At 42.9% G+C, this 26,040-nt stretch carries 28 protein-coding genes; 13 read left to right on the top strand and 15 right to left on the bottom strand.

The annotated features are described in order from the left end of the window. Window positions 1–113: 113 nt before the first annotated feature. Genes mnhG through CU635_RS10095 form a run of 7 tightly spaced genes read right to left on the bottom strand, consistent with a single transcriptional unit; the run spans window position 114 to window position 5,863 of the window. Window positions 114–488, bottom strand: a complete 375-nt coding sequence (gene mnhG, locus CU635_RS10125) for a monovalent cation/H(+) antiporter subunit G (RefSeq protein ID WP_101577458.1) — start codon at window positions 486–488, stop codon at window positions 114–116. Beyond that, window positions 472–708: a Na(+)/H(+) antiporter subunit F1 gene (locus CU635_RS10120; RefSeq protein WP_373270874.1), complete on the bottom strand. Its 237-nt coding sequence runs from the start codon at window positions 706–708 to the stop codon at window positions 472–474. Before CU635_RS10120 ends, mnhG begins: the two co-directional genes overlap by 17 nt. Before the next feature lie 47 nt (window positions 709–755). Continuing rightward, window positions 756–1,232 carry a Na+/H+ antiporter subunit E gene (locus tag CU635_RS10115; protein ID WP_101577246.1) on the bottom strand — a complete coding sequence of 159 codons (477 nt, stop codon included), beginning with the start codon at window positions 1,230–1,232 and terminating at the stop codon, window positions 756–758. A 6-nt stretch (window positions 1,233–1,238) separates the two neighbouring features. Next, on the bottom strand, window positions 1,239–2,720 hold the full coding sequence (locus CU635_RS10110) for a Na+/H+ antiporter subunit D (protein WP_101577245.1): 1,482 nt from the start codon (window positions 2,718–2,720) through the stop codon (window positions 1,239–1,241). Continuing rightward, complete coding sequence (locus CU635_RS10105) at window positions 2,713–3,054, bottom strand: Na(+)/H(+) antiporter subunit C (protein WP_101577244.1); 342 nt, start codon at window positions 3,052–3,054, stop codon at window positions 2,713–2,715. Before CU635_RS10105 ends, CU635_RS10110 begins: the two co-directional genes overlap by 8 nt. After that, window positions 3,054–3,476 (bottom strand): Na(+)/H(+) antiporter subunit B, encoded by a 423-nt coding sequence (locus CU635_RS10100; RefSeq protein ID WP_101577243.1) that lies wholly within the window; start codon window positions 3,474–3,476, stop codon window positions 3,054–3,056. The genes CU635_RS10105 and CU635_RS10100 overlap by 1 nt, the downstream gene beginning before the upstream one ends. After that, window positions 3,473–5,863, bottom strand: a complete 2,391-nt coding sequence (locus tag CU635_RS10095) for a Na+/H+ antiporter subunit A (protein WP_101577242.1) — start codon at window positions 5,861–5,863, stop codon at window positions 3,473–3,475. The genes CU635_RS10100 and CU635_RS10095 overlap by 4 nt, the downstream gene beginning before the upstream one ends. A 298-nt stretch (window positions 5,864–6,161) precedes the next feature. Between CU635_RS10095 and CU635_RS10090 the strand changes: the two genes are divergently transcribed. Further along, the gene (locus CU635_RS10090; protein WP_101577241.1) at window positions 6,162–6,719 is read left to right on the top strand and encodes a DUF5366 family protein; all 558 of its coding nucleotides are present in this window, start codon (window positions 6,162–6,164) and stop codon (window positions 6,717–6,719) included. A 46-nt stretch (window positions 6,720–6,765) separates the two neighbouring features. On the opposite strand, the gene CU635_RS10085 is transcribed toward CU635_RS10090, so the two are convergent. Both CU635_RS10085 and CU635_RS10080 read right to left on the bottom strand, forming a co-directional pair. After that, entirely contained in the window at window positions 6,766–8,616 is a 1,851-nt protein-coding gene (locus tag CU635_RS10085; protein ID WP_101577240.1) for a transglycosylase domain-containing protein, read from the bottom strand. 82 nt (window positions 8,617–8,698) lie between these two features. After that, the gene (locus CU635_RS10080) at window positions 8,699–9,883 is read right to left on the bottom strand and encodes an MFS transporter (protein WP_281258881.1); all 1,185 of its coding nucleotides are present in this window, start codon (window positions 9,881–9,883) and stop codon (window positions 8,699–8,701) included. A gap of 278 nt (window positions 9,884–10,161) precedes the next feature. Between CU635_RS10080 and kapD the strand changes: the two genes are divergently transcribed. Beyond that, the gene (kapD, locus tag CU635_RS10075) at window positions 10,162–10,782 is read left to right on the top strand and encodes a 3'-5' exonuclease KapD (RefSeq protein WP_101577239.1); all 621 of its coding nucleotides are present in this window, start codon (window positions 10,162–10,164) and stop codon (window positions 10,780–10,782) included. 74 nt (window positions 10,783–10,856) lie between these two features. On the opposite strand, the gene kapB is transcribed toward kapD, so the two are convergent. After that, a complete protein-coding gene (gene kapB / locus CU635_RS10070) occupies window positions 10,857–11,234 on the bottom strand; it encodes a kinase-associated lipoprotein KapB (RefSeq protein ID WP_180956527.1) in 378 nt (125 codons plus the stop codon). A gap of 217 nt (window positions 11,235–11,451) precedes the next feature. Here kapB and CU635_RS10065 point away from each other — a divergent pair, with 217 nt between their 5' ends. Both CU635_RS10065 and CU635_RS10060 read left to right on the top strand, forming a co-directional pair. Next, window positions 11,452–11,658 carry a hypothetical protein gene (locus CU635_RS10065; protein ID WP_101577456.1) on the top strand — a complete coding sequence of 69 codons (207 nt, stop codon included), beginning with the start codon at window positions 11,452–11,454 and terminating at the stop codon, window positions 11,656–11,658. A 512-nt stretch (window positions 11,659–12,170) separates the two neighbouring features. After that, window positions 12,171–12,947 carry a TerC family protein gene (locus CU635_RS10060; protein ID WP_101577237.1) on the top strand — a complete coding sequence of 259 codons (777 nt, stop codon included), beginning with the start codon at window positions 12,171–12,173 and terminating at the stop codon, window positions 12,945–12,947. A gap of 46 nt (window positions 12,948–12,993) precedes the next feature. Here the strand turns inward: CU635_RS10060 and CU635_RS10055 are convergent, their stop codons facing one another. Continuing rightward, window positions 12,994–14,160 carry a MalY/PatB family protein gene (locus CU635_RS10055; protein ID WP_101577236.1) on the bottom strand — a complete coding sequence of 389 codons (1,167 nt, stop codon included), beginning with the start codon at window positions 14,158–14,160 and terminating at the stop codon, window positions 12,994–12,996. 84 nt (window positions 14,161–14,244) lie between these two features. Here CU635_RS10055 and CU635_RS10050 point away from each other — a divergent pair, with 84 nt between their 5' ends. Further along, complete coding sequence (locus tag CU635_RS10050) at window positions 14,245–14,505, top strand: DUF1871 family protein (protein WP_101577235.1); 261 nt, start codon at window positions 14,245–14,247, stop codon at window positions 14,503–14,505. A gap of 62 nt (window positions 14,506–14,567) precedes the next feature. Here CU635_RS10050 and CU635_RS10045 read toward each other — a convergent pair whose 3' ends face one another. Then, window positions 14,568–15,395, bottom strand: a complete 828-nt coding sequence (locus tag CU635_RS10045) for an alpha/beta fold hydrolase (protein ID WP_101577234.1) — start codon at window positions 15,393–15,395, stop codon at window positions 14,568–14,570. A gap of 204 nt (window positions 15,396–15,599) precedes the next feature. Between CU635_RS10045 and CU635_RS10040 the strand changes: the two genes are divergently transcribed. Further along, complete coding sequence (locus CU635_RS10040; protein WP_101577455.1) at window positions 15,600–16,100, top strand: Lrp/AsnC family transcriptional regulator; 501 nt, start codon at window positions 15,600–15,602, stop codon at window positions 16,098–16,100. After that, a complete protein-coding gene (locus tag CU635_RS10035; RefSeq protein ID WP_101577233.1) occupies window positions 16,100–17,269 on the top strand; it encodes an aminotransferase in 1,170 nt (389 codons plus the stop codon). The genes CU635_RS10040 and CU635_RS10035 overlap by 1 nt, the downstream gene beginning before the upstream one ends. A gap of 107 nt (window positions 17,270–17,376) precedes the next feature. Here CU635_RS10035 and CU635_RS10030 read toward each other — a convergent pair whose 3' ends face one another. Continuing rightward, window positions 17,377–17,751 carry a helix-turn-helix domain-containing protein gene (locus CU635_RS10030; RefSeq protein ID WP_101577232.1) on the bottom strand — a complete coding sequence of 125 codons (375 nt, stop codon included), beginning with the start codon at window positions 17,749–17,751 and terminating at the stop codon, window positions 17,377–17,379. 328 nt (window positions 17,752–18,079) lie between these two features. Here CU635_RS10030 and yugI point away from each other — a divergent pair, with 328 nt between their 5' ends. Together yugI and CU635_RS10020 are read left to right on the top strand one after the other, a co-directional pair. Then, window positions 18,080–18,484 (top strand): S1 domain-containing post-transcriptional regulator GSP13, encoded by a 405-nt coding sequence (yugI, locus tag CU635_RS10025; RefSeq protein WP_101577231.1) that lies wholly within the window; start codon window positions 18,080–18,082, stop codon window positions 18,482–18,484. A 310-nt stretch (window positions 18,485–18,794) separates the two neighbouring features. After that, window positions 18,795–19,991: an ornithine--oxo-acid transaminase gene (locus CU635_RS10020; protein WP_101577230.1), complete on the top strand. Its 1,197-nt coding sequence runs from the start codon at window positions 18,795–18,797 to the stop codon at window positions 19,989–19,991. Window positions 19,992–20,054: 63 nt separating this feature from the next. Here the strand turns inward: CU635_RS10020 and CU635_RS10015 are convergent, their stop codons facing one another. Then, window positions 20,055–20,288, bottom strand: coding sequence for a DUF378 domain-containing protein (locus CU635_RS10015; protein WP_101577229.1), 234 nt, complete (start codon window positions 20,286–20,288; stop codon window positions 20,055–20,057). 168 nt (window positions 20,289–20,456) lie between these two features. Here CU635_RS10015 and CU635_RS10010 point away from each other — a divergent pair, with 168 nt between their 5' ends. The 3 genes from CU635_RS10010 (at window position 20,457) to CU635_RS10000 (ending at window position 23,623) form a co-directional block, all read left to right on the top strand. After that, window positions 20,457–21,620, top strand: a complete 1,164-nt coding sequence (locus tag CU635_RS10010) for an iron-containing alcohol dehydrogenase (RefSeq protein WP_101577228.1) — start codon at window positions 20,457–20,459, stop codon at window positions 21,618–21,620. A gap of 155 nt (window positions 21,621–21,775) precedes the next feature. Further along, window positions 21,776–23,125 (top strand): glucose-6-phosphate isomerase, encoded by a 1,350-nt coding sequence (locus tag CU635_RS10005; RefSeq protein WP_101577227.1) that lies wholly within the window; start codon window positions 21,776–21,778, stop codon window positions 23,123–23,125. Between the two features lie 93 nt (window positions 23,126–23,218). After that, complete coding sequence (locus CU635_RS10000) at window positions 23,219–23,623, top strand: YugN-like family protein (RefSeq protein WP_101577226.1); 405 nt, start codon at window positions 23,219–23,221, stop codon at window positions 23,621–23,623. Window positions 23,624–23,635: 12 nt separating this feature from the next. Here CU635_RS10000 and CU635_RS09995 read toward each other — a convergent pair whose 3' ends face one another. After that, complete coding sequence (locus tag CU635_RS09995) at window positions 23,636–24,628, bottom strand: potassium channel family protein (RefSeq protein WP_101577225.1); 993 nt, start codon at window positions 24,626–24,628, stop codon at window positions 23,636–23,638. Between the two features lie 383 nt (window positions 24,629–25,011). Here CU635_RS09995 and CU635_RS09990 point away from each other — a divergent pair, with 383 nt between their 5' ends. Beyond that, the gene (locus CU635_RS09990; RefSeq protein ID WP_101577224.1) at window positions 25,012–25,995 is read left to right on the top strand and encodes a Gfo/Idh/MocA family protein; all 984 of its coding nucleotides are present in this window, start codon (window positions 25,012–25,014) and stop codon (window positions 25,993–25,995) included. Window positions 25,996–26,040 lie beyond the last annotated feature (45 nt).

The following is a 26,040-nucleotide window of genomic DNA, read 5'->3' as shown; positions in this document are numbered from 1 at the left end:
TTTATTAAACTGTATAATGTACATCATAATCATTGAATATTAATTCGTCAACCTTTTTTGAATTTTTAATGATTTCAAAAAATAGCCATTATCCACTTAATGGCTGCAGAGTTCTAATTGTCTCTTTGTCTGACACGGTTATTGCGTCTCCAAACCGCCTCTTCTAAATCATCCTGAACGCTTTTCTCCCACAGTTTAACACCAGAGTTATAAGCAGCCCGGCTGATCAGATGCCCGGCGACCGGAGATGTTATGAAAATAAACACAATCCCGAGGATGATTCGCGAGTTGAAGTGGTCCTGTTCCATAAAAAAATGGACGAACGTACCTAGCAGGATAGACATTACCCCAAGCGTGGCGCTTTTTGAAGCCGCATGGTTCCGTGTATAGACGTCTGGCAGGCGGATGACTCCAAAAGCTGCTACAAGGCTTAAAAACGCCCCAATAAGAATTAACGCTCCGCTTATAAATCTAAAGATCTCGATCACTTTCAATAATTACCCCCTTTTCAATATATTTCGAAAAGGCAACGGTTCCAATAAAGGCGAGAATCCCAATTAATAAAATAACTTCGAGGAATGCATTTGTCCTCAGGAGAATGGATACGAGCGCGATAATCGCAACAAGATTGATTCCAATTGCATCGAGTGCGACAACCCTGTCAGGGACGCTGGGGCCCTTAATGACACGATAAATGAGGCCGAGCATCGAGAGTGAAATACAAACGAGCGATAATTGTATAATGAAATGAAACATTAGCGGCTCACCTCCATGATTGCTTTTTCAAACGTGTTTTTAATGCTGCTGATTGCGTCGTCAACATCGTCAATATCCATGGCATGAACATAAAGAATTTTGTTGTCCGGTGAAATATCAACGACAAGCGTTCCGGGCGTTAATGTGATGAGATTGGCCAGCACGGTAATCTCCCAATCTTTTTCGAGTACGGTAGGCAGTGCAAAAATGCCTGGCTTCATGTCGAGCTTCGGTTTTAACACGACCTTTAAAACGGCGATGTTGGATAGCACCAGTTCTTTAATAAAAATAAGCAACAGCGCTATAACTGCATTCACTCGGTGCAAATAAAAACGGGAGCTGAAAAACCGTCTAAAGGCAAAAATAATCAGGAGCCCGAAAAAATAGCCAACAAAAAAGGTGACCTGGTCAAACGAGACTTTGATAAACATCCATGTGAACGCTAATAGAAAGTTTAATAAGATTTGAAATGCCATAGTCCATTACTCCTTTAAAACAGCTTCAATGTAAATGGACGGATCGGATAATGTTTCTGCAGCCTCGATAATGTAAGGCATCACAAACTCTGAGCCGATTCCATATAAAACAGATAGCGCAACCAATACAATTGGAGCGATCATAAGGGCTCTAACCGGCACTTTATCATCACCTTTAAAAGTATCGGCACTCCCCCAGAAACCATGTATAAATATTTTCATAACGGAAAACAGTACAAGCAGGCTGGACATTAGGACGATACCTGCTCCCCAGAATTGCCCTCCTTCAAACCCTCCCTGGACAATTAACAGTTTCCCCGCAAAACCGCTCAGTGGCGGAATTCCTGCCAGTGCAAGGGCAGCCAGGAAAAAGGTCCAGCCGACACCGGGATACGGTTTTATTAAACCGCTAAAGCCGCGCAGGTTGCTTGTCCCTGTAATGGTTATCACAATACCTGCGAGGAAAAACAGTGCTGCTTTGATAATCATATCGTGGATAAGATAAAAAATTGACCCTGCTAAAGCAGTTGGAGTCATTGTTGACAATCCAAATAAAATGATCCCGACCGCAACGATAATATTGTAAATAATAATCTTGTTGAAATCCCAATACGCAATCGCGCCAATTACTCCAAAAATAATCGTCATGACCGCAAGAACACTTAAAATTTGCTGTGTATAGCCAGTATCATGGCTGAAAAATAATGTATGTGTCCGCATGATCGAATAGACACCGACTTTGGTAAGCAATGCACCAAACAACGCCGTTATTGCTGCAGGGGGAGCATAATAGGAGCCCGGGAGCCAAAAGTAAAGCGGGAAAATGGCACCTTTTAACCCGAATACAATCAAGAACAGGATCGAAATAACGGTTAATATTCCGGACTCGTCCACTTCATTGATCCGTTGTGAAATATGAGCCATGTTCAGAGTTCCGACAACGGAATACAGAAAACCGACAGTAATAACAAAGAGCGCGGAAGAAATAACATTCACAAGAATATATTTAATTGATTCCCGAAGCTGTATCTTTGTACCGCCATGGACAATTAAAACGTAGGATGACATCAGCATCACTTCAAAGAACACAAACAGGTTAAAAATATCGCCAGTCGTAAACGCCCCGTTGACACCGACGATTAAGAAGAAAACAACCGGATAGTAATAAAACCTTTCGCGGTCTTCTCCAATCGAGCGAAACGAGTAGATAATGCACGTCAACCCAATGATGCTTGTCGTTAATACAAGCAAGGCGGAAAGCATATCTGAAACGAGTGTGATTCCAAACGGCGCTTCCCAGTTGCTCACATTCATCGTCTGGATACCCTCTGATTTAACTTGATGGACCAGCATAACAGCAAGAATCATAGTCACAAGTGAAGATAGGGCAGACACCCATCGCTGGATGCGGATGTTTTTACTGAAAAAGATTAGAAAGACCCCTGATATTAAAGGGATCAATATCGGCAGGATAATCAAATTATTCATTTCTTTCCGTTCCTCTCAAGCGCTCCATATTATCCGTTCCCAGCTCCTGGTAAGCCCGGTAAGCAAGAACAAGAAAAAAGGCGGTAACTCCAAAGCTGATCACAATCGCCGTCAAAATAAGCGCCTGTGGAATTGGGTCAGTGTAAGCCTTAGCATGTTCACCCAACAGCGGTGCAGCACCACGCTTAAGACCGCCCATAGTTAAAAGTAAAAGATGGGCACCATGGCTTAATAATCCCGTTCCGATTATGATGCGGAGCAGACTTTTTGACAGCATTAAATACGTCGCAGCCATAAATAAAATGCCGATAACAAAAGCCATTAAAATCTCCATTATTCGTCCTCCCCTATCGTTTGAATAATGGTCATCGTTACACCGATAACAACAAGAAACACGCCAGTATCGAATAAAACGGCTGTATGCAGTGAGGTTTCGCCTAAAAGCGGCAAATTTACATCCGTAAATGCATGTGTCAGGAACGGAGCATCAAATATAAGCCCGCCTAACCCGGTACCGATAGCGAAAAAAAGCCCGATGCCGATTAAATGCTTATAATCAATCGGCAGTACATTGGCTACCGTTTTCATGTCAAACGCCAGCAGCAATAAAACGATGGCGCCCGAAGTCATTAATCCGCCGACAAATCCGCCTCCTGGATAATAGTGGCCGGCGAAAAACAAATGGATGGAAAAAAGAATAATAATAAAAACGGTTATTTTTGTGACAGTCTGTAAAATGATATCATTTGTTTTCATCCCTCTTTCCTCCTTGCCAGCCTAAGCTTAATCATGGTAAAGATCCCTAGTGCCGCAATGCCCAATACGGTTATTTCAAACATCGTATCAAAGCCCCGGAAGTCAACAAGAATAACGTTCACCATATTTTTTCCGGCAGCTTCTTCATAGGTGTTTTCAACATAGTAGTGCGCAATCGAATCAAACAGTTTTGTGCTGTGGGCAGATAAAGCAATCAGTGTGACAATTGCTCCTATTCCAATTGAGATGACCGCATTCGTCATTCTAAAGCGAATCCGTTCTTCACTTCGGCTGATTTCAGGTAAATGGTAGAAGCAAAGCAGGAACAACGCTACAGAGACGGTTTCAATAACAAGCTGAGTTAAAGCAAGGTCAGGTGCGCGGAAAACAACAAACAGCAAAGCGACTGTGTATCCAACAGCCCCGAGTAAAATGATTGAAGTCAGGCGCGATTTGGCGAAAAGAATCGAAATTGCTGAAACAGCTACGATCAGGGCCAAAATCACCTCATAAAAACGAACAGGTGCTACATTAGCGGTGTCTATCGACAGCGCATCCTTTACAAACAGCGTCGTCCCCAATATGACGATGAAAAAGGTGAAAATATACACTAAATACGTATGGATAAAGCCGTTCATATATGTACTCGTTAACCGGAAGGAACCGTATTGCGCTTTTTCAAGCCCTTCATCATAAAACCTGTTTAACGCAAGCTTTTCAGGAAGCAAGCCATACACTCCACGCCATTTTGCCAGGGTCAGATAAAGAATTGTTCCTATTACAGCGACTCCCAATGTCATAAACAACTCTGGTTTAGGACCATGCCAGAAAGAAATATGAACATCGAAGCTAAAACCAGGTAATATTGACATCATCGCAGGTGCAATCAGCGTCTCTGACAAAATATTTGGGAATATCCCGAAAATAATCACAAGAGCGGCGAGAACCAATGGCGGAATCAGCATCCCAAATGGAGCTTCATGCGGTTTTCGATCAAGTTTTTCCGGCTGATATTTTCCGGTAAACGATTTAAACACAATAATCATGCTGTAAACAAAAGTAAAAATACTTCCGACCCAGGCGATAATCGGAAACAGCGCACTCCATGTATCAAGGTTTAAGATATTCATCTCCGCCACCCCGAGCATGCCGGTGAAGAACATTTCTTTACTTAAAAATCCATTGAAAGGCGGCAAACCGGCCATTGAAAAGGCACCAATCAGTGCGATTGTAAACGATATTGGCATCAGGCTGATCAATCCGCCCAGCTTGCGAATATCTCGTGTGCCGGTTTCATGGTCGATAATTCCAACGACCATAAAGAGGCTGCCTTTAAAGGTGGCGTGATTAATAAGGTGGAAAACAGCAGCTGTCGTCGCAACTGTAAAATAGCTGTTATCAATCTCTTCAAAATGGATCGCTGCAGCGCCAACGCCCAAAAGCGACATAATCATACCAAGCTGGCTGACTGTTGAAAACGCAAGAATCGCTTTCAAATCCGTCTGTTTTACTGCAGAAAAAGCCCCCCAGAACATCGTAACAATTCCAAAACCAGCCACAAGCGATAGCCATAAGCTGTCTTCAGCGAAAATTGGCGAGAACCTCGCAACAACATAAATACCCGCCTTAACCATCGTTGCTGAATGAAGGTAAGCGCTGACAGGAGTAGGTGCTTCCATTGCATCAGGAAGCCAGATATGGAAGGGGAATTGTGCCGACTTTGTAAATGCTCCTAACAGGACACATAACAGTGCAGGTACAAATAAAGAATGTGTAAAGATTTGATCAGAGTGAGAGATGATTTCCGTAATGCTAAAGGTGCCGGTCATGATATAAAGCAAAAGAAACCCGCCAAGCATGGCGAGACCGCCAAATACGGTGATCAGCATTGATTTTTGTGCACCATAACGTGATTTTTCCCGGTGGTGCCAGTAGCCGATCAGCAAAAAGGAAGAAAAGCTTGTCAGTTCCCAAAAGGCGTACAGAACGATCAGGTTGTCCGATAAAACCACACCGAGCATAGCCCCGATAAATAACAGCAGATACACATAAAAAGTATTAAGCTTTTCTTTATCCTTTGATAAATAATAGATCGAATAAAGGACGATGAGCGAGCCGATCCCGGTAATTAACAGGGCAAACAGCAAACCAAGCCCGTCTATTTTTGTCGAAAAATTGATGTCGAGTGATGGAATCCATGCAATTGACTTGATCATGGCGGAGCCTTCTCTTGTCAGAGATATGTACTGTAAAAAATAAATGAAGAGCACGATAGGCAGAGGTAAAACAAACCAGCCGGTATGGATTTGCCGAAAGTACTTATATAATAAAGGTATAGCTATCGCAAGCAATAGCGGTGATAAAATAGCAAGATGAAGCAATGACAAAAACATAACCCCCTTAATCGTAAATTTTCATGAGCATTTCTCCTGTGCAAAATGAACGTTAACACTAAATCCCCTATGTAGTGAACCCAAAAATGCGAATATTTAATCTCTTATTACTGCCTTAGAACAAATTATAACCTAAATTAAAAACGCATGCATGCAAAGAATCCATTAAACGGAGCCGGGGATGGTGATGACCGTCTACCTTCGGAGTGTTCAAAAATACGGTTGTGCAAAGCCGGGATTTCAATCATAATAAATTTTGATACATGAAATGAAACCGGGAGCCCAACAACATATGAAAAATACATACTTAACAAGCTATTTCCCGCTTATGTCGATTATTTTGTTCAGCCTTGCCCTGGCCATCCGTGTGGAATTATGGCTGTTGGATTTTTTAAAAAAGATTGGTATTTATAAGGGAATGCTCGAATTCTTTTCGGAAGGGGGCATAAAGCTTTCCCTGCTGATTTTATTGGTTGTCGTGTTTTTTATGGTGTTTGCTGCGTTAAAATTGGTAGCCGATACGATAAATGGCATGTCCTTGCTGTTTTTTTCGAAGGATTCTGAAGGGGACAGCTTGAAAAAGATTCGCAGCGGTTCGATTATTTATTTTGTTGGCAGTGCATTATCTGTTGCCAGCATGTACAGCTTTATCGGGATCGGTGCCATCCTGCTCATTACGACAGTCATTTATTTTATTTATTTTGTCCATAAAACAAGCCAGGACCTGTCTGCTGGGGGGATTATTGGCATGATTTTCTTTCAGGTTGTAGTCTGGGCATCTCTGTTGACTGGTGTATTCTATTTGTCTATTAAAATCTATAACAGTGTGATCGCAAGTTTGCCAGTTTAAAAGGCGGAAGGGATTAATTAGCCCACCGCCTTTTTCTAATCCTAATTTATTTAACAATATCACGCCAGATCATCAGCTGGGGCGCCTTGTTTTGCAGTGACTCAATGCTTTCCGGCTGGTCCTTGCCGACCCAAACTCCAGCAGTTAAATCGTCCGCATAGCCGACAAACCAAAGATCTTTAAAATGATTGGTTGTTCCGGTTTTCCCTCCTGCTGCCCGGTTTGGCAGGTACGCTTTTCGTGCGGTGCCGGAGGACAGCGTTTTTTGCAAAAGCTGATCAACCGTTTCAATCGTTTGTTGACTCCAAATCTGTACGGGCTGGTCATTCCAGGCATAAAGGATTTTTCCGTTTCGATCGGTAATCTTTCGAATCGTTCTTGGAGTCCGATATTGGCCGCCATTTGGGAAAACTGTATAAGCGCCCGTTAATTCGAGCGGTGTCATCCCGTACGTGAAACCACCAACAGCTGCAGGCAAGACGTGGTCATCACTAACCACTTGTTTGAAATGAAAATGATCAATATCGGCAAAGCCCTCTTGAATGCCGATTTTCTCAAGCAGCCTGACAGCCGGAGTATTGTAGGAATGGATAAAAGCCTGCTCGATTGGCACCCGTCCGTAAGTGGCGCCATCGTAGTTTTCCGGGCAATAATTTTTATTGCAATATCGGCCTGCATCGACATTTTCCGAAGCAGTAGCCTTTGTTCTTTCAAAGTATGGGGCGTAGACGAGCAACGGTTTTATGGCTGATCCTGGTTGCCGGTATGCCTGATAAGCGCGATGAAAATCATATTTTTGATAATTTTTACCACCGGATAAGGCGATAATTTCCATGTCGCGATGGCGGATTACCGCTGCTGCTCCCTGGGCATCGATATTCCCTAAATGATTCTGGACTGCCTGTACCGTTTTTTCCTGGATTCCAGCGTCCAGCGCCGTATGGATGATAATTCCGGAGGACAGCAGATCGTCCACTTTTGCAGCCAGTTCCTCTTCGAGAATTGCCTGTTCTTGTTCAGATGCTTCAGCAAATCGGGCATCGTAGCCGTCCTGCTGGGCGACGAGCCTATGCAGTTCATCTTCTACATAGGCAGTATAGTCCGGAAACTGGTCGACGCGTTTTTTTATATGGAGAACGATCGGCTCCCCTTTTATTTGCTCCGCCTCCGACCCGCCGATAAGGCCGCTGTGTTTAAGCAGGCCAATCAGTCTTTCCTGGCGCAGTTTTGTGTGATCAAAATGTTCAATAGGATCGTAATAGGAGGGGTTGTTCGGGATCGCTGCAAGGAAAGCTAACTCCCCCTTTGTTAGCTGGGCTGTGTTTTTATTAAAATAAAAACCTGCTGCTGCTTCAATTCCGTATGCCCCGTTTTGAAAATAAATGGCATTGATATAAAGCTCCAGTATTTGATCCTTTGAGAAGGTCCGTTCGAGTTGATATGCATATAAAATCTCGCTGAGCTTGCGGTTATAGGTTTTATTATGGCTTAAGTATAAGTTTCGGGCGACCTGCTGGGTGATCGTACTTGCACCCTGTTCGATCCCGTCTTCTTTAATATTGACCGTCAAAGCCCGCCCAATTGCAGTTAAATCAAACCCTGGATGTTCATAAAAATTTTGGTCTTCACTGACAATAAATATGTCTTTTAGAAAGGCCGGGATCTGTTCAAAAGGCAAAAAAACTCTGTTCTCCGGATTGTAAAGCTCGGTTGCGATGCTGCCATTTCCGGCCAGGATCAGGCTTTTTTGCTTTAAATTTGTTTCTTCAACATGTATATCTTCTAAGATCGTATCCAGGCTTTTTGCCTTTTTTGTTTCTTGCGTCGCATAAAAGACTGTACCAATTAATAAAGGGAAAAGAATCGAAATGATGAAGTAGCCGCTTAATGTCCGCAAATTGTTATCCCGTTCCTTCTAAAATATAAGAATATCTATAGCCGCAATTAAAATGATCTTAGCTTTTCTGTAAACTATTAATTCAGGAAGAGGACTGGGCCAGCTCTCCTGATTTTCTAACACTCCACCATAATAAGCCAAAAGCAGCAACGAATAAAGCACTTGTTACAAAAAAGACGGTAGAAATGCCAAATAATCCGGAGAGCAATCCACCCATTGCCGGCCCTATTACGTTCCCCATAAATTGAAACGAAACATTATAACCAAGGATTTCTCCTTGCATTGCAAGTGGTGCCATCTGGCGGATGTAAGCGGTGATGCATGGAATCACCCCACCGATCGCGACGCCAAATAAAAATCTACACAAGATAAGCTGCCATAAGGACTCGACAAGCCCCTGAGGTATAAACAGCAGGGCTGAGAGGACGAGCAGGATCATTAAAACCCGGTCATGTCCAGCTGAATCACCAAGCTTTCCCCAGCTTCGTGTGAAAAGCAGGTTTCCAAAGCCGGTTGCCGAGAATGCCAGCCCGGCCAGAAAAGCGATATTGCTAGAATGATTTAATTGATTGACGTAAAGGGCAAGCAACGGTTGGATACTAAAGTTGGCTGTGTTGACAAGCAAAGACAAAATCATAATTGTAAGCAATACCCGGTTATGAAAAATATGGCTTACAACATCCTTCCGTGAAAACGACTTTCCATAATCTGCCGCTTTTTCACGCCGTTTCTCCTTTATACCTACTGCAACTAACACCGTGGCCAGAGCGATTACAAACGAAGTAATCAAAAACGTATATTGAAACCCGAATATATCGGCCATCATTCCACCGATCAGCGGTCCCAACAAGCTTCCGGATACAGTCCCCATTTGTAAGGTTCCCAACGTTTTCCCGGCAACTTCCTTTCTTGTTTGCGATGAAATGAGTGCTAGTGATGTCGGGATAAACCCGGTGACAACCCCCATCGCAAGCCGCAGGATAAATAATCCCTGCACAGAATCAACCAGGCCCATTAAAAAAATGCACGAAGCAATTCCAAAGCCAGTAATGATCAGGATTGGTTTGTACCCGTGCTTGTCTCCAAACCGTCCCCATAATGGAGAAATGAAAAACGCAGCTAAAAATGTAATACCGAAGACGAATCCGGACCAACGCTGTACATAATCATCACTAAATGCTCCCATTGTTTCAATATATAGGGATAAAAAAGGCAAGATCATCGTGGCACTTGCAGCGACTAAAAAATTCGCAAACCACATAATCATCAGGTTTCTTCGTTGTAACTGAATTATAAACACCTTCTTGTTGGAATTTATCCACAGTGAATTTCTGGATATTGTTAATAAAATTATTTCGTCTATCTAAATATTAATTTTAATAAAAAAATCCTTTAATTGAAAGTCTGCAAAAAAAAAATAGGGAAAAATAATGCAGAAAATTTAAAAATTTAAAATTGAACATGATATAATAATTTAAAACAATCGCTGTATCGAACTTTAATTCACGGAATTGGTTGATTCACAAGGGGAAAGCAGGTGAATAAGTGAAGGAGAAGCACCGGTATTTATTTATTGATTTTGAGTTTACAATGCCAGATCGAAAAGGCAAGTTAACAGGGTTTTACCCGGAAATTATTGAAGCGGGTATCGTCATCGTAGAAGAAGAGAATATTTTCGAGAAATTTTCTTCATTTGTTATCCCGTTGCGCTTCCCCAAATTAACAGACCGCTGCAAATCGTTTTTACATATTTCACAGGCACAGGTGAATCAGGGAGTTTCTTTTTATGAACTGATTAAAAAATTGGAGCATTTGGATCGGGGAGCTTCAAGCACGGTTGTCACATGGGGAAATATGGATATGAGGGTACTTCGCCAAAATTGTGCAAAGGCCGGGTTGCCATTTCCTTTTTCCGGGAAGGAAATCGACTTATCGATGGAATACAAACAATTCTTTGGAGACCAAAACCAGACGGGTTTATGGAAGGCAGTCCAGGAGTACGGAAAGGAAGGGACAGGCAAACACCATCGCGCTTTAGATGACGCCATGACCACTTACAGCATTTTCCGTTTGGTCGAAAAGGATAAGCAATATTTACAGAAGCCAACTCCCACGACGATCGGTGATCGCGTTGATTTTTCCAAGCTGTTAAATAAGTTCGCCTAAAAAGCCAAATCCCCTGTAATTGGAGATTTGGCTTTTTAGTTAATGAGCATGCATGATGACACAGACGAGGATGTTCATTTAAAATAATCTTTTTCTAATGATTCAAGATTTCTTAAGCTCAGTTCGGTCCATTTGGAACTGTCATTGGCCAGTTCTTCCTTCATTTTCGCGATTGCCGCCCGCAACGATTCATCATAGTCGGGCATGTCATCGGCAAAAGGCTTGACCATTTGCTTCGTAATGTTTGCTTGTTCCCGGTGGGCAAGCGCACGTCTTTCGTGGAAGAAAACTCCTTCAGCTTCATTCGGGCTATGTAAATCACCCTGCTTCGGATGCTTTAAAACAGCAAGGACTCTCACTAAGTAATGCGCGGGCCGAACATCAGTAATCTCCCCTGCATATTTTCCCGTCTTATAATGGGCTGTTACCTTATCGCCAATTTGTAATTCCACGACTGCTCTCCTCCTTGGATTAAATCTCTGAAAGTGTAAATAGCTTATTCATATGGTATCATAATAACCTGAATCCGCAGTTGTTTAATTTTCGGGAACGGGATTCAACGTGATATCAGGGGTCTCCCGCTGGATTTTGTCAAAAAGACCGGCCCCGGCCGTTCGCGTTATAATAGATGAATGGAACCCTGCCCCGGCAGAAAGGAAGAAACAGACGATGCAATGGTATGTGCTTTCCCTCTTTTTATATTTTCCTGAAGATAAATCTGAATATATCCCCTCGGCTATTACGCTTGTCGTCTTCTTGATTGCGGCCATTTTAACGATGAGATTCATCATAAATGTTTCCAAACGGGAAGCCCGCAAAACGGAGGAGCTTGAAAAAAGAATAAACGAACAAAACCAACGAAACAAAGACCGTTAACATGGCTCTGCGTCTTTTTTCAGATGTTCCTGATCAATTAACTGCAACACCAAAATAATTTAGCTGTATAAGATGATAGATGGGTTGGTGCTCATAGAGCTAATTTTCTAAAAATCAACCAGATTATCGGAATTGACTTGACTTTTCAGAACAGTTTCCTTTATATTTATATTAATTCAATAATCCTTTTTAAAGGGGAGTAGCTGGACAATAAAGTCGTCATTTCGGGATACATATCTCCGGCTTTATTGGCAACCTTACCGTTGTTAGCAAGACCTTTACAGACATGTGTAAAGGTCTTTTTGTATGTTTCGGGCCTTTACATGAGTAAAGGCCTTTTTTCATTGCCCGGGACTACAACTATGCTTTGTTTTCTTGGTATGGGGTAATTCATTATTATGTTCACCTGTTGTTAACCCGACATATGAGATTGCCTTTTTGTATCTGCAAGGCCGGTGGGAAAAATCTATTTGACTGCCAGCAAATAATAAAATTCAAGGAGGAATTTTTTCATGGATGTATCAATTTTACTGGAATACGGCTGGGTATTACTTGTCCTAATTGCACTTGAAGGACTTCTGGCTGCTGACAATGCATTGGTTTTGGCTATTATGGTGAAACACCTTCCTGAGGAGGAGAGGAAAAAAGCGCTCTTCTATGGTCTTTTCGGAGCTTTTATTTTCCGCTTCGGGTCACTGTTTATCATTTCCTTCCTTGTCGACGTATGGCAAGTACAGGCAATCGGAGCTCTTTACCTTCTCTTTATTGCCATTAACCATATTGTCCGTAAGTTCGTCATAAATAAGGACAGAACTGAAGTGAAAAAAGAGGAAAAGAAGGGATCAAGCTTCTGGGCGACCGTTTTTAAAGTTGAATTGGCGGATATTGCATTTGCGGTCGATTCGATTTTAGCCGCTGTTGCGCTGGCTGTGACGCTTCCGAACACGCCACTCCCACAGATTGGAGGACTTGACGGCGGGAAATTCCTCGTCATTTTCGCTGGAGGTTTAATAGGTCTAATCATCATGCGCTTCGCAGCCAATTATTTTGTAACACTGTTGCAGCGCAGGCCGGGGCTGGAAATCGCTGCATTTATGATCGTCGGCTGGGTCGGGGTCAAGCTTGCCGTTTATACTCTGTCCCATCCGGCACTGAGTGTCCTGCCCGAAGCATTTGCGAAATCTTCCGAATGGAAAATCAGCTTTTACGTTGTCTTAATTTTAATTGCGGTTGGCGGTTGGTTTTTATCAAAAGATAAGCAAGTCCAAGCTGGTGAAAAAGCTTCATAATACAATTAAAACACCCAAAGCCGCTAATAGCTTTGGGTGTTTTAAATTATGCAAATGCTTTCGTAAACCGCTCCAATCCTTCGATCAGAACTTCGCGCTGGCAGCCGATGTTCATCCGGACAAACCCTTCCCCGCCCTGGCGAAACTTGCTGCCTGGTTCAAGGGCAAGTTTGCCCTTTTCCAAAAGCCGATCTTGTAATTGTTCATCTGTTAGCCCAAGCGGACGGCAATCAATCCATAATAGGTATGTTGATTCAGGCTCAATTAATCGGAACCGGGGCAGGTGTTCCTGAAAATACTTTTTGGCGATTCCAACATTTCCCTGCAAATAGTCAAGCAAACTATCAAGCCATGGTTCACCGTAGCGGAAAGCGGCTTCCATAGCTAGTGTTCCAAATGTGTTTAAACTGAAAAATCCTTGGCGCTGCTGGGCTTCCCGAAATTGCTCTCTCAGTTTCTCATTTTTAATGATCAGGGCCGCTGCTTGCAATCCTGCTAAGTTAAACGTTTTTGAAGGGGCGATACAAGTGATGACATGGCTGCTGAACGGTTCAAAGGATGCAATCGGAATATGGCGATAGGGTGAGAAAACCAAATCGGAATGAATTTCATCAGAAAGAATGAGGCAGTCGTATTTGACACATAGTCTGCCGATCTCTGTCAGTTCTTCTTCATTCCAAACTCGCCCACCCGGGTTGTGCGGGCTGCATAACAGGAATAGCTTTACGCCCTGTTTTAGGCATTCTTCAAAATCAGTAAAATTGATCTCGTATTGCGAGCCTGTGAGTTGAAGAGGAGAGTTGACAACAATGCGGTCATTTTTTTCGACCATTTCAAAAAACGGATAGTATACTGGTGATTGAAGCATCACTTTATCACCGGGAACCGTAAATGCTTGAATGGCTGTGCTGATTGCCGGAACAACTCCGGAAGCATATAAAAGCCATGATCGGTTTATTTGCCAATCGTGCCGTTTGTAGAGCCAGCTTTGGATCGCTTTGGAAACAGAAGGCGGCACATATGTGTAGCCGTAGATGCCATGTTCAATTCGTTTCGCCAGCGCTTTCTGGACCTCTTCGGGCGGGCGGAAGTCCATATCGGCGACCCACATCGGCAAAAGATCATCCGAACCAAAAACTTCCTTTGTCATTCCCCATTTTACAGACGCAGTGTTAACGCGATCGATTTTTTCATGAAAATCATAGCCTGCCATCTTTTCACCCTCTATCATGTTTTTATCTACTGATACTAATATGATAAGATATGAACGTCAAAAGTTAAAATAATAGGTGATTATATGCAAACCCAACAAATAAATTTACGTCTTGTCGATGTTTTAAACAGCTGGGATCCTTTTCATTGCGGTGAGGGCGGATATGACACGGAGATTGCCGATGTAGTCCAGGCCGTGCATGACGAAGATGATGCCAACAAGCTTGCCAGAAAAATTCAGAGCATATACGAATTTTCATTCGAACAGATCATTCAACTGGACGACTGCAGAAAAATTGCCGTCGCTTTGCTGGAAATTAAGGGTCAGGGATCTTGCTCAGTATAGCGGCGAAAGGGCTGACCGGATACAACACCGGCCGGCCCTTTTGCATGTGAAACGAGCCTTTTTCACCCGGTAAGAAACTTCTTAATATAGTGGTAAACCTCAGCGGGTCTTTCTTCAGGAACAAGATGTCCGGTATCTTTCAAGACGACGAGCTTGGAATGCTGTAAATCTTTATGCAATTTCCTGCCGACGCGGAGCGGAACAACCTTGTCATGCTCACCCCAGATCAAAAGGCACGGAGTTTCAATTTCCCTAAGCACATTGGATGGTAAATCGCCTTCGCGGTCACGGATCATTCTTGTTAATGCTTTGAAAATATTTTCGTCCAGGAAAGGCTGAAGATAGCCGTTCTCCATCTCCTCATCAATCAGCGATCGGTTGTGGACGACATTCTCCAAGTTGGTCCTCAGCCCCGATTTTTCAAGGCGCCGCTTCACAAATACATGGAAAAACGGAAGATAGCTGGAAAAGACGAGCGGTATTTTTGAAGGGCTGAGATAACCGGAACTGCATAGCAAAACCGCTTTGTCCGCAAGATCTGGACGGTAGTGAAGCATATTTAACGTGATTTGTCCGCCCATTGAGTGGCCAATAATGTTGAAGTTATTGATGTTAAGCGACTCCAGCAGGCCGATGATCGTGCGGGCGATATTTTGATACGAGTAATGAAAGTTACGCGACTTACCGCTTTTTCCAAACGGGGGGAAATCTATCGAGATTACGCTGTAATCATTCTTCAGCAGCGGAACTAATCTGCGGAAGCTGAAACTCGAAGAAAGAAACCCATGCAGCAGCACAATGGTTTCACAAGACTGTGTATTTAGGTAATACTCATAATAAACGTCATTCCCGTTGATTCTTTTTGTTTCGGCTGCAGCAGTTGGGACCATTTTAATCTTCTCCTTGAAAATCTTTTTACCGTTAATTTCCCTTAGCTTTTCCACTATACACATAAAAGATTATCATTTTCTAAAATAATGACAGTATTATTTTTTAAAAGGCACATAAAAAAAATAAATAAAAGGAATCTATTTTGATCGAAAATTTTGCTATAATGAACATATTTTATAAAGCAGAATTGAGGGATGGATTCGATGCATTTAACCGATAAGGAATTAGAGATTGTTGAAATATTGGAAAAGGATGCGAGAATACCGATTGCTGACCTTGAAAAAATGGTTGGTTTAAAAGCAGGCGAAGCAGAAGACATTCTTGCTAAATTAGAAGAAGCAAAGATCATTGTCCGCTATGCGTCTATGATCGACTGGTCGAAGGTTGAGGGACATGAAGGTGTAACAGCGATGATTGATGTAAAGGTAACACCGAAGCGGGGAGTGGGATTTGACGGCGTAGCCGAGAGGATTTATCGCTTTAAAGAGGTGAAATCTGTTTATTTGATGTCGGGTGCATATGATCTGTCTGTGATTGTCGAAGGCAGGTCGATGAATGAAGTGGCCAGATTTGTTTCGGAAAAACTATCAACTTTGGAATCCGTGATTTCGACGACGACGCACTTTATATTGAAGAAATATAAGCATGACGGCACGGTATTTGAACAACAAGATGAAGATAAGCGCATCGTGGTGTCCCCTTGATGAAGCAAAAGACTGCATATGTATCAAAAACCGTTGGCCAGTTAAAGCCTTCCGGAATCCGCCGTTTTTTTGATCTTGCTGCCGGCATGGAAGGAGTCATTTCTCTTGGGGTTGGCGAGCCGGATTTTGTAACTTCATGGTCTGTAAGAGAAGCAGCGATTCTTTCGCTTGAACAAGGATATACCTCCTATACGGCCAATGCCGGGTTATTGGAGCTTCGCGAAGAGATTAGTTATTATATGGAAAAACAATTTGAAGTTCGCTATGCTCCCGATTCAGAAATTATTGTGACAGTCGGTGCAAGTCAGGCGCTTGATATTGCGCTGCGGGCGGTGCTCGATCCCGGTGATGAAGCGATCGTGATTGAACCGTGTTTTGTTTCCTATGCGCCTCTGGTGACAATGGCTGGAGGAGTTCCTGTCCATGTCCAGTCATTAAAGGAAAATGATTTCAAAATCCAGCCTTCCCAGTTGGAAGAGGCTGTCACTGAAAGAACGAAAATCATCATGCTCTGCTCCCCAAATAACCCGACGGGAACCCTGTTAAGCAAAAGTGAGCTTGAAGGAATTGCCGCTATTGCGGAGAAGTATGATTTGCTCGTTTTGTCCGATGAAATTTATGCTGAGCTTGTTTATGATGAAAAATATGCCTCGATGGCTGCGATCAGTCACATGCAGGAGCGTACAATCGTTGTGTCCGGTTTTTCGAAGGGGTTTGCGATGACCGGTTGGCGGCTCGGATTTGTTTGTGCGCCGGAAGAAATATGTGCAGCGATGCTGAAAATCCATCAATATGCAATGATGTGTGCGCCAACGATGGCGCAGCATGCGGCGATCGAAGCATTAAAAAACGGCAGCGGAGATGTTGAGGAAATGCGCAAAAGCTACAGGCGCAGGCGAAACTACTTTGTCCACTCCCTAACGGAAATCGGCCTTGAATGCCATGTTCCAGGCGGAGCATTTTATGCTTTTCCATCAATAGAAAAAACGGGACTTTCTTCAGAGCAATTTGCAGAACAGCTGCTGATAATGGAAAAGGTCGCTGTCGTTCCGGGCAATGTATTTGGGGATAGTGGAGAAGGACATGTACGCTGCTCTTATGCTTCTTCAATGGAGCAGCTCCAGGAAGCGCTGAAACGCATCAATCGCTTTGTTGACTCGATTTGTTAGTTCAAGCAATAAAAAAAAGAGGCTTAACCATTCAGGTTAACCTCAACAAAAAAAGGGGGGAATACTAGAAAGCCTTACGATATCAGGCTTTCCAGTCCCCCTTTTTTTTATACGTCGTTGTTTACTTTTTTGTGTTTAATCTCATAGAGCATTTGCATAGCACGCAGAAAATCATCCTCAGAGAATTCCTTTGCTTTCCTCAGAATCAGCTTTGCTTTTTTCGTGCCAATTTCTTTTACTAACTGTTCTATTTCATGATCGATGCCGGAAGGATTTGTTTGATAGGCTTTTTCAAGAAGTTCCGATGCAGGTGTATCAAGGGCTGTAGAGATTTTTAAAATAGTTTGTATGTCCGGAAGCTTTTCCCCTGATTCATATTTTTCAATTGTTCCCGTTCCCACCCTGACTTTCATCGCAAGCTCCTGCTGGCTTAAATTTCGCCTTTCCCGGCTCATTTTGATGTTTTCACCAATTGCGGACATACCTCTCTCTCCTTTCAAGGACCTGTTTTAAGTTTATTTTATCATGAAGGCAGGCAAAATTCGGGTGTTCGAGGTGAACATTCAGTTACATAATCCTGCTCAATTTTAAATAAAATGCATGTTAAGCGGTGCTTTTTTTGGAAAGCCCAGTATTTACTACTCATAATCGATAAAGAGTAGTGGTGCGGTTTTTGAATGAAATCCGCGTTTAATCCTGCCGGAAATGTGGAAAAAACCTAATATCCCTTTGATAACAGGGTCCTTCTGTGATATAATTTTTAATTGCGTATAAAAAAGAGTAAATAAATTTATATTTAGGAGTGTTTCTATGTCAGAAAAAATCGAAACAGGAAGTGTCATAACAGGAAAGGTAACTGGTATACAGCCATACGGCGTGTTTGTGGCGCTTGACGAAAATACCCAGGGACTTGTTCATATTTCAGAAATTACCCACGGGTATGTAAAGGATATTAACGAACATTTAAAGGTCGGAGATGAAGTTAAGGTTAAAGTGTTGTCGGTCGACGAAGCTGCAGGCAAAATCGGTCTTTCAATCCGTGCAACAGAAGAAGCCCCTGTCCAACAGGAGGCCAAACCGAAAAAAGCCGCTCGTAAGCGCCAGCCTACTCTGCAACAGCAAACAGAAGAATCACCGCAAGGATTCAATACGTTAAAAGACAAGCTGGAAGAGTGGATTGAGCAGTCACAGCGTGAAGATTTAATTAAAAAGTAAGTTGGAAAAACCGGGGATATCTCGGTTTTTTTTATACTTTTTTTCAGACGGCCAAAGTGTGCAAGAATTGATATATCCACGAAAATAATGCCTCGCCAGCGAGCAATATAGTGCATAAAGAAGTGGACGTTTCGTTATGCAGGAAAAGGTGCTCCCGACCGAGAATAGGGTAAAATAAGCGAAGCATCTACAAACAACAGACGGTCTGCGTTACAATGAACTGGATGGGATATGTCGCAGGATCGACAAGGTCACTGGACTGACCAGTTATTTTGCGGGGCTAAGTGAACAGGGAAATGGAGGAATTAATATGACAGAAACGAAAACGCGGGAGTTAATCGAACAAACTGAAAAATATGGGGCTAACAATTATCATCCACTGTCAATTATCATTTCAAAAGCCGAGGGTGTCTGGGTAGAAGATCCGGAAGGGAAAAAGTATATGGACATGTTAAGCGCTTACTCGGCGCTCAACCAGGGACATCGCCATCCGCGTATTATCGAAGCCTTAAAAGACCAGGCTGATAAGGTAACCTTGACTTCACGCGCATTCCATAATGATCAGCTTGGCCCATGGTATGAAAAGATTTGTACACTAACAAATAAAGAAATGGCACTGCCGATGAATACCGGGGCAGAAGCGGTTGAAACCGCCATCAAAGCGGCCCGCCGCTGGTCATATGATGTGAAAGGCATTGCCGAAGACAAAGCAGAAATTATTGCCTGCACCGGAAATTTTCATGGCCGGACAATGACGGCTGTTTCACTTTCATCAGAAGACGAATATAAACGCGGGTTCGGTCCGCTGCTCCCGGGTATAAAATTAATTCCTTACGGTGATTTGGACGCGCTCAAACAGGCGATTACTCCAAACACAGCGGCTTTTTTAATTGAGCCGATACAGGGCGAAGCAGGAATTATTATTCCGCCGGAGGGCTTTATGAAGCAGGCATATGAGCTTTGTAAACAAAATAATGTCTTATTGATTGCAGACGAAATTCAATCAGGCTTAGCCCGCTCCGGAAAGATGTTTGCGTGCGAATGGGAAGACGTCGTCCCTGACATGTATATTCTCGGAAAAGCACTCGGCGGCGGAGTTTTTCCTATTTCATGCGTAGTGGCAAACAAAGATGTGCTTGGTGTATTTAATCCAGGCTCACATGGTTCAACTTTTGGCGGAAACCCGATTGCTTGTGCGGTTTCAGTAGCTTCACTCGATGTCCTGATTGATGAGAATTTGGCCGAACGCTCGAAAAAGCTTGGCGATTATTTCATCTCAAAGCTAAAAGAGATTGATAACCCAATCATCAGGGACGTTCGCGGCCGGGGCTTATTTATCGGAGTCGAACTAAATGAACCAGCAAGAAAATACTGTGAGCAGTTGAAAGAAGAGGGGTTGCTCTGCAAGGAAACGCATGATACAGTGATTCGCTTTGCTCCTCCTCTTGTCATCAGCCAAGAAGATCTTGACTGGGCGATTGAGCGAATTAAAAAAGTTTTAATGTGATCCATAACACAAAGAAAACGCCTTGCCAACTCTGGCAAAGCGTTTTCTCTATGTTTTTAAAGGTTAACGGCTGGGATTTGTTCCCGCTTGACGCTCAGCTTGTTCACTTGGTGCGAACAGAAGACCTAGATTGATAAGACCAGCAATCCCTACTAAACCGTAAATAATTCGTGACAAGGCGGAATCCTGACCGCCAAAAATAGCTGCAACTAAATCAAATTGGAAAAAACCGACTAAACCCCAGTTAATCGCACCAATGATAGTAAGTACTAGAGCAATACGTTGAATTGTACTCATGAAGTTTCCTCCTTTTAATGGATTCTTTTATAGAGTGATACAGCCTTACTTAATTTATTCATACAAGGCTATGTTTTTTGTTTATCCAAATGTGCTTTGTGAAAAACGTCTTTTTTGCATTGTTGGCACATAGGGGGGATAATAAAGTAAAAAGGAGGCTGAATCATTTTGCAAAATTTTACATATTGGAACCCTACAAAATTAATTTTTGGCAGAAACCAACTGGAACAGTTAAAAAATGAGATTCCCCAATACGGAAACAAAGTTCTGCTTGTATATGGCGGCGGAAGTATTAAGCGAAGCGGATTATATGACAGAGTGGTCAAGTATTTGCAAGAAATCGGTGCAGATATTCACGAATTGTCTGGTGTGGAGCCAAATCCACGCCTGTCCACTGTTCATAAAGGAGTAGAGATTTGCAAAAAGGAAAAAATTGATTTCATATTGGCTGTTGGCGGCGGCAGTGTCATTGATTGTACGAAAGCTATTGCAGCAGGTGCAAAATATGATGGAGATGCATGGGATCTTGTTACAAAAAAGGCAGCTGCAGAAGACGCGCTTCCGTTTGGAACTGTATTAACATTGGCCGCGACGGGATCTGAAATGAACGCCGGCTCGGTGATTACGAACTGGGAAACGAATGAAAAATATGGCTGGGGCAGCCCGGCTGTCTTCCCGAGATTTTCAATTCTTGAACCGGAAAATACTTTTACAGTTCCGAGAGATCAAACGATTTACGGGATTGTTGATATGATGTCACATGTGTTCGAACATTATTTTCATCCCGAGGAAAATACGCTTCTCCAGGATCGCATGTGTGAATCTTTGTTGATTACTGTTATGGAAACAGCTCCAAAGCTTTTAGAAGATCTGGAAAACTATGAGCACAGGGCGACGATTCTATACTGTGGAACGATGGCACTGAACGGAATGCTATCAATGGGTTATCGCGGTGACTGGGCAACCCACAATATTGAACATGCTGTATCAGCTGTTTATGATATCCCTCATGGCGGCGGACTGGCTATTTTGTTCCCCAACTGGATGAAGCACAATCTGAAGGTCAAGCCGGAACGCTTTGCACAGCTCGCTGTTCGGGTATTTGGTGTCAATCCAGAAGGGAAAACAGTTGAAGAAACAGCACTCGAAGGCATTGAAAAGCTTCGTGAATTCTGGAACAGCATTGGCGCTCCTGCCCATTTAGCCGATTATGATATTGATGACAGCCAGTTGGATGTTATGGCAGACAAAGCAATGGTCAATGGAGAGTTCGGCAACTTTAAAAAGTTGAACCGCGAGGATGTACTCGCAATATATAGAGCTTCTTTATAAAGAAATGCATGGAAGGATTCAGCATTGTTGCTGGGTCCTTTTTTAAGAGTAAAAAATATGTCATAATTGGACGCGCTTACATTATCGGCTGTTTCTTGATATTCCGAACAGCATTCGTTAAAGTGGTAAATGAATAAATACGAGGAGGATCAGATATGACACACGTTCGTTTTGATTACTCGAAAGCATTAAGTTTCTTTGGCGAACATGAACTTACATACTTAAGAGATCAGGTAAAAGTTGCCCATCATTCCCTTCATGAGCAAACGGGAGCGGGCAGCGACTTTTTGGGCTGGATTGACCTGCCTGTTGATTATGATAAAGAAGAATTTTCACGCATTCAAAAAGCGGCACAAAAAATTAAAGCGGATTCCGACGTATTGCTTGTGATTGGTATCGGCGGTTCTTACCTGGGAGCCCGGGCTGCAATCGAAATGCTGCAGCACAGCTTTTATAATGCCCTTCCAAAAGAAAAAAGAAGCACGCCGCAAATTTTGTTTGTCGGCAACAACATCAGTTCAACATACATGAACGATGTCATCGATCTGCTCGATGGCAAAGACTTTTCTATTAACGTTATTTCAAAATCGGGTACGACCACAGAACCGGCGATTGCCTTCCGGATTTTCCGCAAGCTTTTAGAAGAAAAGTATGGAGCCGCGGCAGCCCGCAAACGCATTTATGCGACAACAGACAAAGAAAGAGGTGCGTTAAAAACTCTGGCATCTGAAGAAGGCTACGAATCCTTCGTTATTCCTGATGACGTCGGCGGCCGATACTCAGTACTGACCGCTGTAGGTTTGCTTCCGATTGCAGCAAGCGGGGCAGACATTGAAGCAATGATGCAGGGTGCTGCCAAGGCGCGCGAGGATTTCAGCCATTCCGAGCTTGAAGAAAACGCTGCTTACCAATACGCAGCTGTGCGCAACATCCTTTATAACAAAGGAAAAACGATTGAAATGTTGGTCAACTATGAACCGGGGCTCCAATATTTCGCAGAATGGTGGAAGCAGCTGTTTGGCGAAAGTGAAGGGAAAGACCAAAAAGGAATTTTCCCTTCATCAGCCAACTTCTCTACCGACCTTCATTCGCTGGGGCAATATGTACAGGAAGGGCGCCGAGACCTGTTTGAAACGATCATTAAGGTTGAGACACCGCGCCATGAACTTACGATCGAAGCGGCCGACAGCGACTTGGACGGCTTGAATTATCTTGCCGGTAAAAGTGTTGATTTCGTCAACAACAAGGCGTTTGAAGGGACGATGCTTGCCCATACAGATGGAGGCGTTCCAAATTTAATTGTATCCATTCCGAAGCAGGATGAATTCACTTTTGGCTATCTTGCCTATTTCTTTGAAAAGGCCTGTGCAATGAGCGGCTATTTATTGGGGGTAAATCCATTTGACCAACCAGGAGTTGAAGCTTACAAAGTGAATATGTTTGCGCTTCTTGGCAAGCCAGGTTTTGAAGAGAAGAAAGCGGAGCTTGAAAAACGCTTAAAATAACGTTTCACTGCAAAAAACACGAAGCTAGAAAAGATTATGAAATCCACCGGATTGGAGAACCTAAGGGGAAAACTCCGAGAGGGTGGATTTTTCATGATAGAAATACCGTCCAAAGCCGAGGGAATGCATTTTGATTTATTTAAGCTTGAAAGGATGCTAAAGCCGCTCGGCTATACGATTGGCAGTGGCTGGGACTATGACCATGGCTCGTTTGATTATAAAATTGATGATGACGGCTATCAGTTTTTACGCGTGCCATTCCGGGCTATTGATGGCCAGCTTGATTCAAATGGCTGCACCGTGGCAATTGGAAGGCCGTTCCTTCTTTCACATAAATACCAGCAGGGTATTGATGACCATGCCGTCACGGGCAATATGACAGCAGCTTTCAACCAGTTTTCCGAACCTGTCGATAAAGACGCAAATTTTCCCGAAAAGTATGTTGATATCGGAAAATCACTCGTGAATGAGTTGGAATCAACCTTGTTTGCAGATTAGGAATTGATGTGGTTAACTGACAATCTCAAGCAGCTGATCGTTACGTTCAATCGTAAACGGATGGGGAGGGTTAATATATGTTTCTTTGCCTCTTTTTACCCCCACGATTAATATTCCGTTAGCGAGCATTTCTGCCGCAGCATCCATAAATGTTTTGCCGATCAATTGGTCCGTTACTCCGCTGAAGGTAAGTCTGCTTCCTTCAAGCTGGCTAAGCAACTCGAGGATCGAGCCCATTTTTTCCTGGGAGGTGAGGCCGTGGATCATCACAAAGCTGGTCAGGCTATTTGTCCGGATTATTTCATCGGCTCCGGCGCGTTTTGCATTGGCAACTTGCTCCGACGTTAAAATCTCGACAATGCAAGTCAGCTCGGGACGAATCCCTTTTATCGAGAGCAGAGTTAAAATTGAATTCATATCTGCCTGAAGCTCATCTTTATTTTGATCAGCTGTAATTAACACCTTTCCAGCGCCATTTATATTGGCTTTATGCAGTATTTCATCTTGGTTGGCCCTCCCCTTTAAAAAATGAAGTTGCCGCATTGATAAAGGCTTTTTTTGCAATGTCTCATCAATTAAAATGATTTGCATATGTTTGTCAGTGTTTAAAATACTTTGAATGATTTCCTTTGACCGTTCATTCCACCCAATTATGATAATATGTCCCATGCCCCGATATACGGCCTTTCCATCGATATATTCATTATGCTTTTTCACGGTTGTCGCTGTAATCGTTACAAAATAGGACGATAACAAACCTGCACCGACGAGAATAAGCAGGACGCCGACGATTCTTCCCCAAAAACTTTCAGGTGCGTAATCACCATAGCCCACAGTCGAAGCGGTGATAATTGCCCACCAAATTCCATCAAAAATAGACGGGAAATTTTGCGGCTCGATCAAATGAATAATCGCGCCAAAAGTAACGATCACAAGCAGGGCGATCATCAAAATCCGGATAAGGAGCGGCAGACGTAAAAAATTCGAATAAAGATGCTGCTGCAAGCACTCTCACCTCAAAAGAATAGTATGAACACATTATTGACGAAAAGCTTCAATAAGATAATTGTATCTAATTTATAATTTGAATGTAATAAGCTAAACGGAAAAAAGAATGGAGTTGTCTACATTTTAAATATCTGTTTGTTTTCAATTAATTTACCTTGTGAAATTCATTCACCTAAGATTCATTTGCTAGAGCATTGCTATTATTCTTCATTATATTGCTGGTAAATTGGACAATATATGGTTGAAGTGGAGGCCTTCAGCACATACCGGAGGTTTTTCCTTTTTCTTTTCACTGCAGAGGTGGAAAAGATAGCAAAGAACCTGTTATTCTTATAATTGAATGACCTTACATATATTGATTATTCCGAGGAGGAACTGAAATGGTGCGATTTGGCGTTGTTGGGACAAACTGGATTACAGAAGAATTTATCAAAGCGGCAAGCGAAGTAGAGGATTTTGTGTTAACTGCGGTGTATTCGCGGACAGAGGAAAAGGCAAAGGAATTCGCAAGGAAATTTGGCGTTGTCCATACTTTCACTGATTTAGAAAGCATGGCGGACAGCGGGGAGATTGACGCGGTTTATATTGCAAGTCCCAACTCGCTCCATGGAAAACAGGCGATCATATTCATGAATCATGGCAAGCACGTTTTATGTGAAAAGCCGATCGCTTCAAATAGTAAGGAAATAGCAGAAATGATGACGGCCGCAAAGAAAAACGGGGTGCTGCTGATGGAAGCCTTAAAATCAACATTGCTCCCGAATTTTAAAGCTGTACAAGAAAACCTCACCAAAATTGGAACAGCGCGAAGGTATTTCGCGAGTTATTGTCAATACTCATCCCGTTATGATGCCTACAAATCCGGGAACATTTTAAACGCCTTTAAACCGGAGTTTTCGAACGGGGCGATCATGGATATTGGCATTTATTGCGTTTATCCGCTTGTTGTTTTGTTTGGCAAACCGGATGAAGTGAAGGCAACCGGACTGCTGCTTGAATCCGGAGTCGACGGTGAGGGCAGCTTGGTGCTCAAATATAAAGACATGGATGCAGTGATCATGTATTCAAAAATAACGAATTCTGCTCTTCCCGCCGAAATCCAGGGTGAAAATGGCAATATTGTGATTGATAAGATCAATATTCCCGAAAAAGCAGAAATCCACTATCGGGATGGTTCTGTTGAAAATATTACGCGGAATCAGGATCGAAATTCAATGTATTATGAGGCGAAGGAATTTATTGACTTAATTCAAAGCGGACAGACAGAATCTCAAACAAATTCCCTGGCAAACTCTGCGGCAGTTATCGAAATCCTCGATGAGGTCCGACGCCAGGTCGGGGTTGTTTTTCCCGCTGATAAATAAGCTGGCCGGAAAAGTAATAAGGCGGTCCCTTTTAGGGGCGCCTTA

It is taken from the genome of Bacillus canaveralius, from assembly GCF_002860125.1.
GTDB classification, from domain to species: Bacteria; Bacillota; Bacilli; order Bacillales; family Cytobacillaceae; genus Bacillus_BJ; species Bacillus_BJ canaveralius.
Note: the sequence above shows the minus strand (reverse complement) of the source record. Positions and strands in the feature narration are given on the sequence as shown.

Excerpts from the sequence above, each read along its gene's own strand:
- CU635_RS10120 (WP_373270874.1), bottom strand. The coding sequence starts at position 708 with ATGCTCGGCCTCATTTATCGTGTCATTAAGGGCCCCAGCGTCCCTGAC.
- CU635_RS10115 (WP_101577246.1), bottom strand. The coding sequence starts at position 1,232 with ATGGCATTTCAAATCTTATTAAACTTTCTATTAGCGTTCACATGGATG.
- CU635_RS10110 (WP_101577245.1), bottom strand. The coding sequence starts at position 2,720 with ATGAATAATTTGATTATCCTGCCGATATTGATCCCTTTAATATCAGGG.
- CU635_RS10105 (WP_101577244.1), bottom strand. The coding sequence starts at position 3,054 with ATGGAGATTTTAATGGCTTTTGTTATCGGCATTTTATTTATGGCTGCG.
- CU635_RS10100 (WP_101577243.1), bottom strand. The coding sequence starts at position 3,476 with ATGAAAACAAATGATATCATTTTACAGACTGTCACAAAAATAACCGTT.
- CU635_RS10090 (WP_101577241.1), top strand. The coding sequence starts at position 6,162 with ATGAAAAATACATACTTAACAAGCTATTTCCCGCTTATGTCGATTATT.
- CU635_RS10080 (WP_281258881.1), bottom strand. The coding sequence starts at position 9,883 with ATGATTATGTGGTTTGCGAATTTTTTAGTCGCTGCAAGTGCCACGATG.
- CU635_RS10065 (WP_101577456.1), top strand. The coding sequence starts at position 11,452 with ATGCAATGGTATGTGCTTTCCCTCTTTTTATATTTTCCTGAAGATAAA.
- CU635_RS10060 (WP_101577237.1), top strand. The coding sequence starts at position 12,171 with ATGGATGTATCAATTTTACTGGAATACGGCTGGGTATTACTTGTCCTA.
- CU635_RS10055 (WP_101577236.1), bottom strand. The coding sequence starts at position 14,160 with ATGGCAGGCTATGATTTTCATGAAAAAATCGATCGCGTTAACACTGCG.
- CU635_RS10050 (WP_101577235.1), top strand. The coding sequence starts at position 14,245 with ATGCAAACCCAACAAATAAATTTACGTCTTGTCGATGTTTTAAACAGC.
- CU635_RS10045 (WP_101577234.1), bottom strand. The coding sequence starts at position 15,395 with ATGGTCCCAACTGCTGCAGCCGAAACAAAAAGAATCAACGGGAATGAC.
- CU635_RS10040 (WP_101577455.1), top strand. The coding sequence starts at position 15,600 with ATGCATTTAACCGATAAGGAATTAGAGATTGTTGAAATATTGGAAAAG.
- CU635_RS10035 (WP_101577233.1), top strand. The coding sequence starts at position 16,100 with ATGAAGCAAAAGACTGCATATGTATCAAAAACCGTTGGCCAGTTAAAG.
- CU635_RS10030 (WP_101577232.1), bottom strand. The coding sequence starts at position 17,751 with ATGTCCGCAATTGGTGAAAACATCAAAATGAGCCGGGAAAGGCGAAAT.
- yugI (WP_101577231.1), top strand. The coding sequence starts at position 18,080 with ATGTCAGAAAAAATCGAAACAGGAAGTGTCATAACAGGAAAGGTAACT.
- CU635_RS10020 (WP_101577230.1), top strand. The coding sequence starts at position 18,795 with ATGACAGAAACGAAAACGCGGGAGTTAATCGAACAAACTGAAAAATAT.
- CU635_RS10015 (WP_101577229.1), bottom strand. The coding sequence starts at position 20,288 with ATGAGTACAATTCAACGTATTGCTCTAGTACTTACTATCATTGGTGCG.
- CU635_RS10005 (WP_101577227.1), top strand. The coding sequence starts at position 21,776 with ATGACACACGTTCGTTTTGATTACTCGAAAGCATTAAGTTTCTTTGGC.
- CU635_RS10000 (WP_101577226.1), top strand. The coding sequence starts at position 23,219 with ATGATAGAAATACCGTCCAAAGCCGAGGGAATGCATTTTGATTTATTT.
- CU635_RS09990 (WP_101577224.1), top strand. The coding sequence starts at position 25,012 with ATGGTGCGATTTGGCGTTGTTGGGACAAACTGGATTACAGAAGAATTT.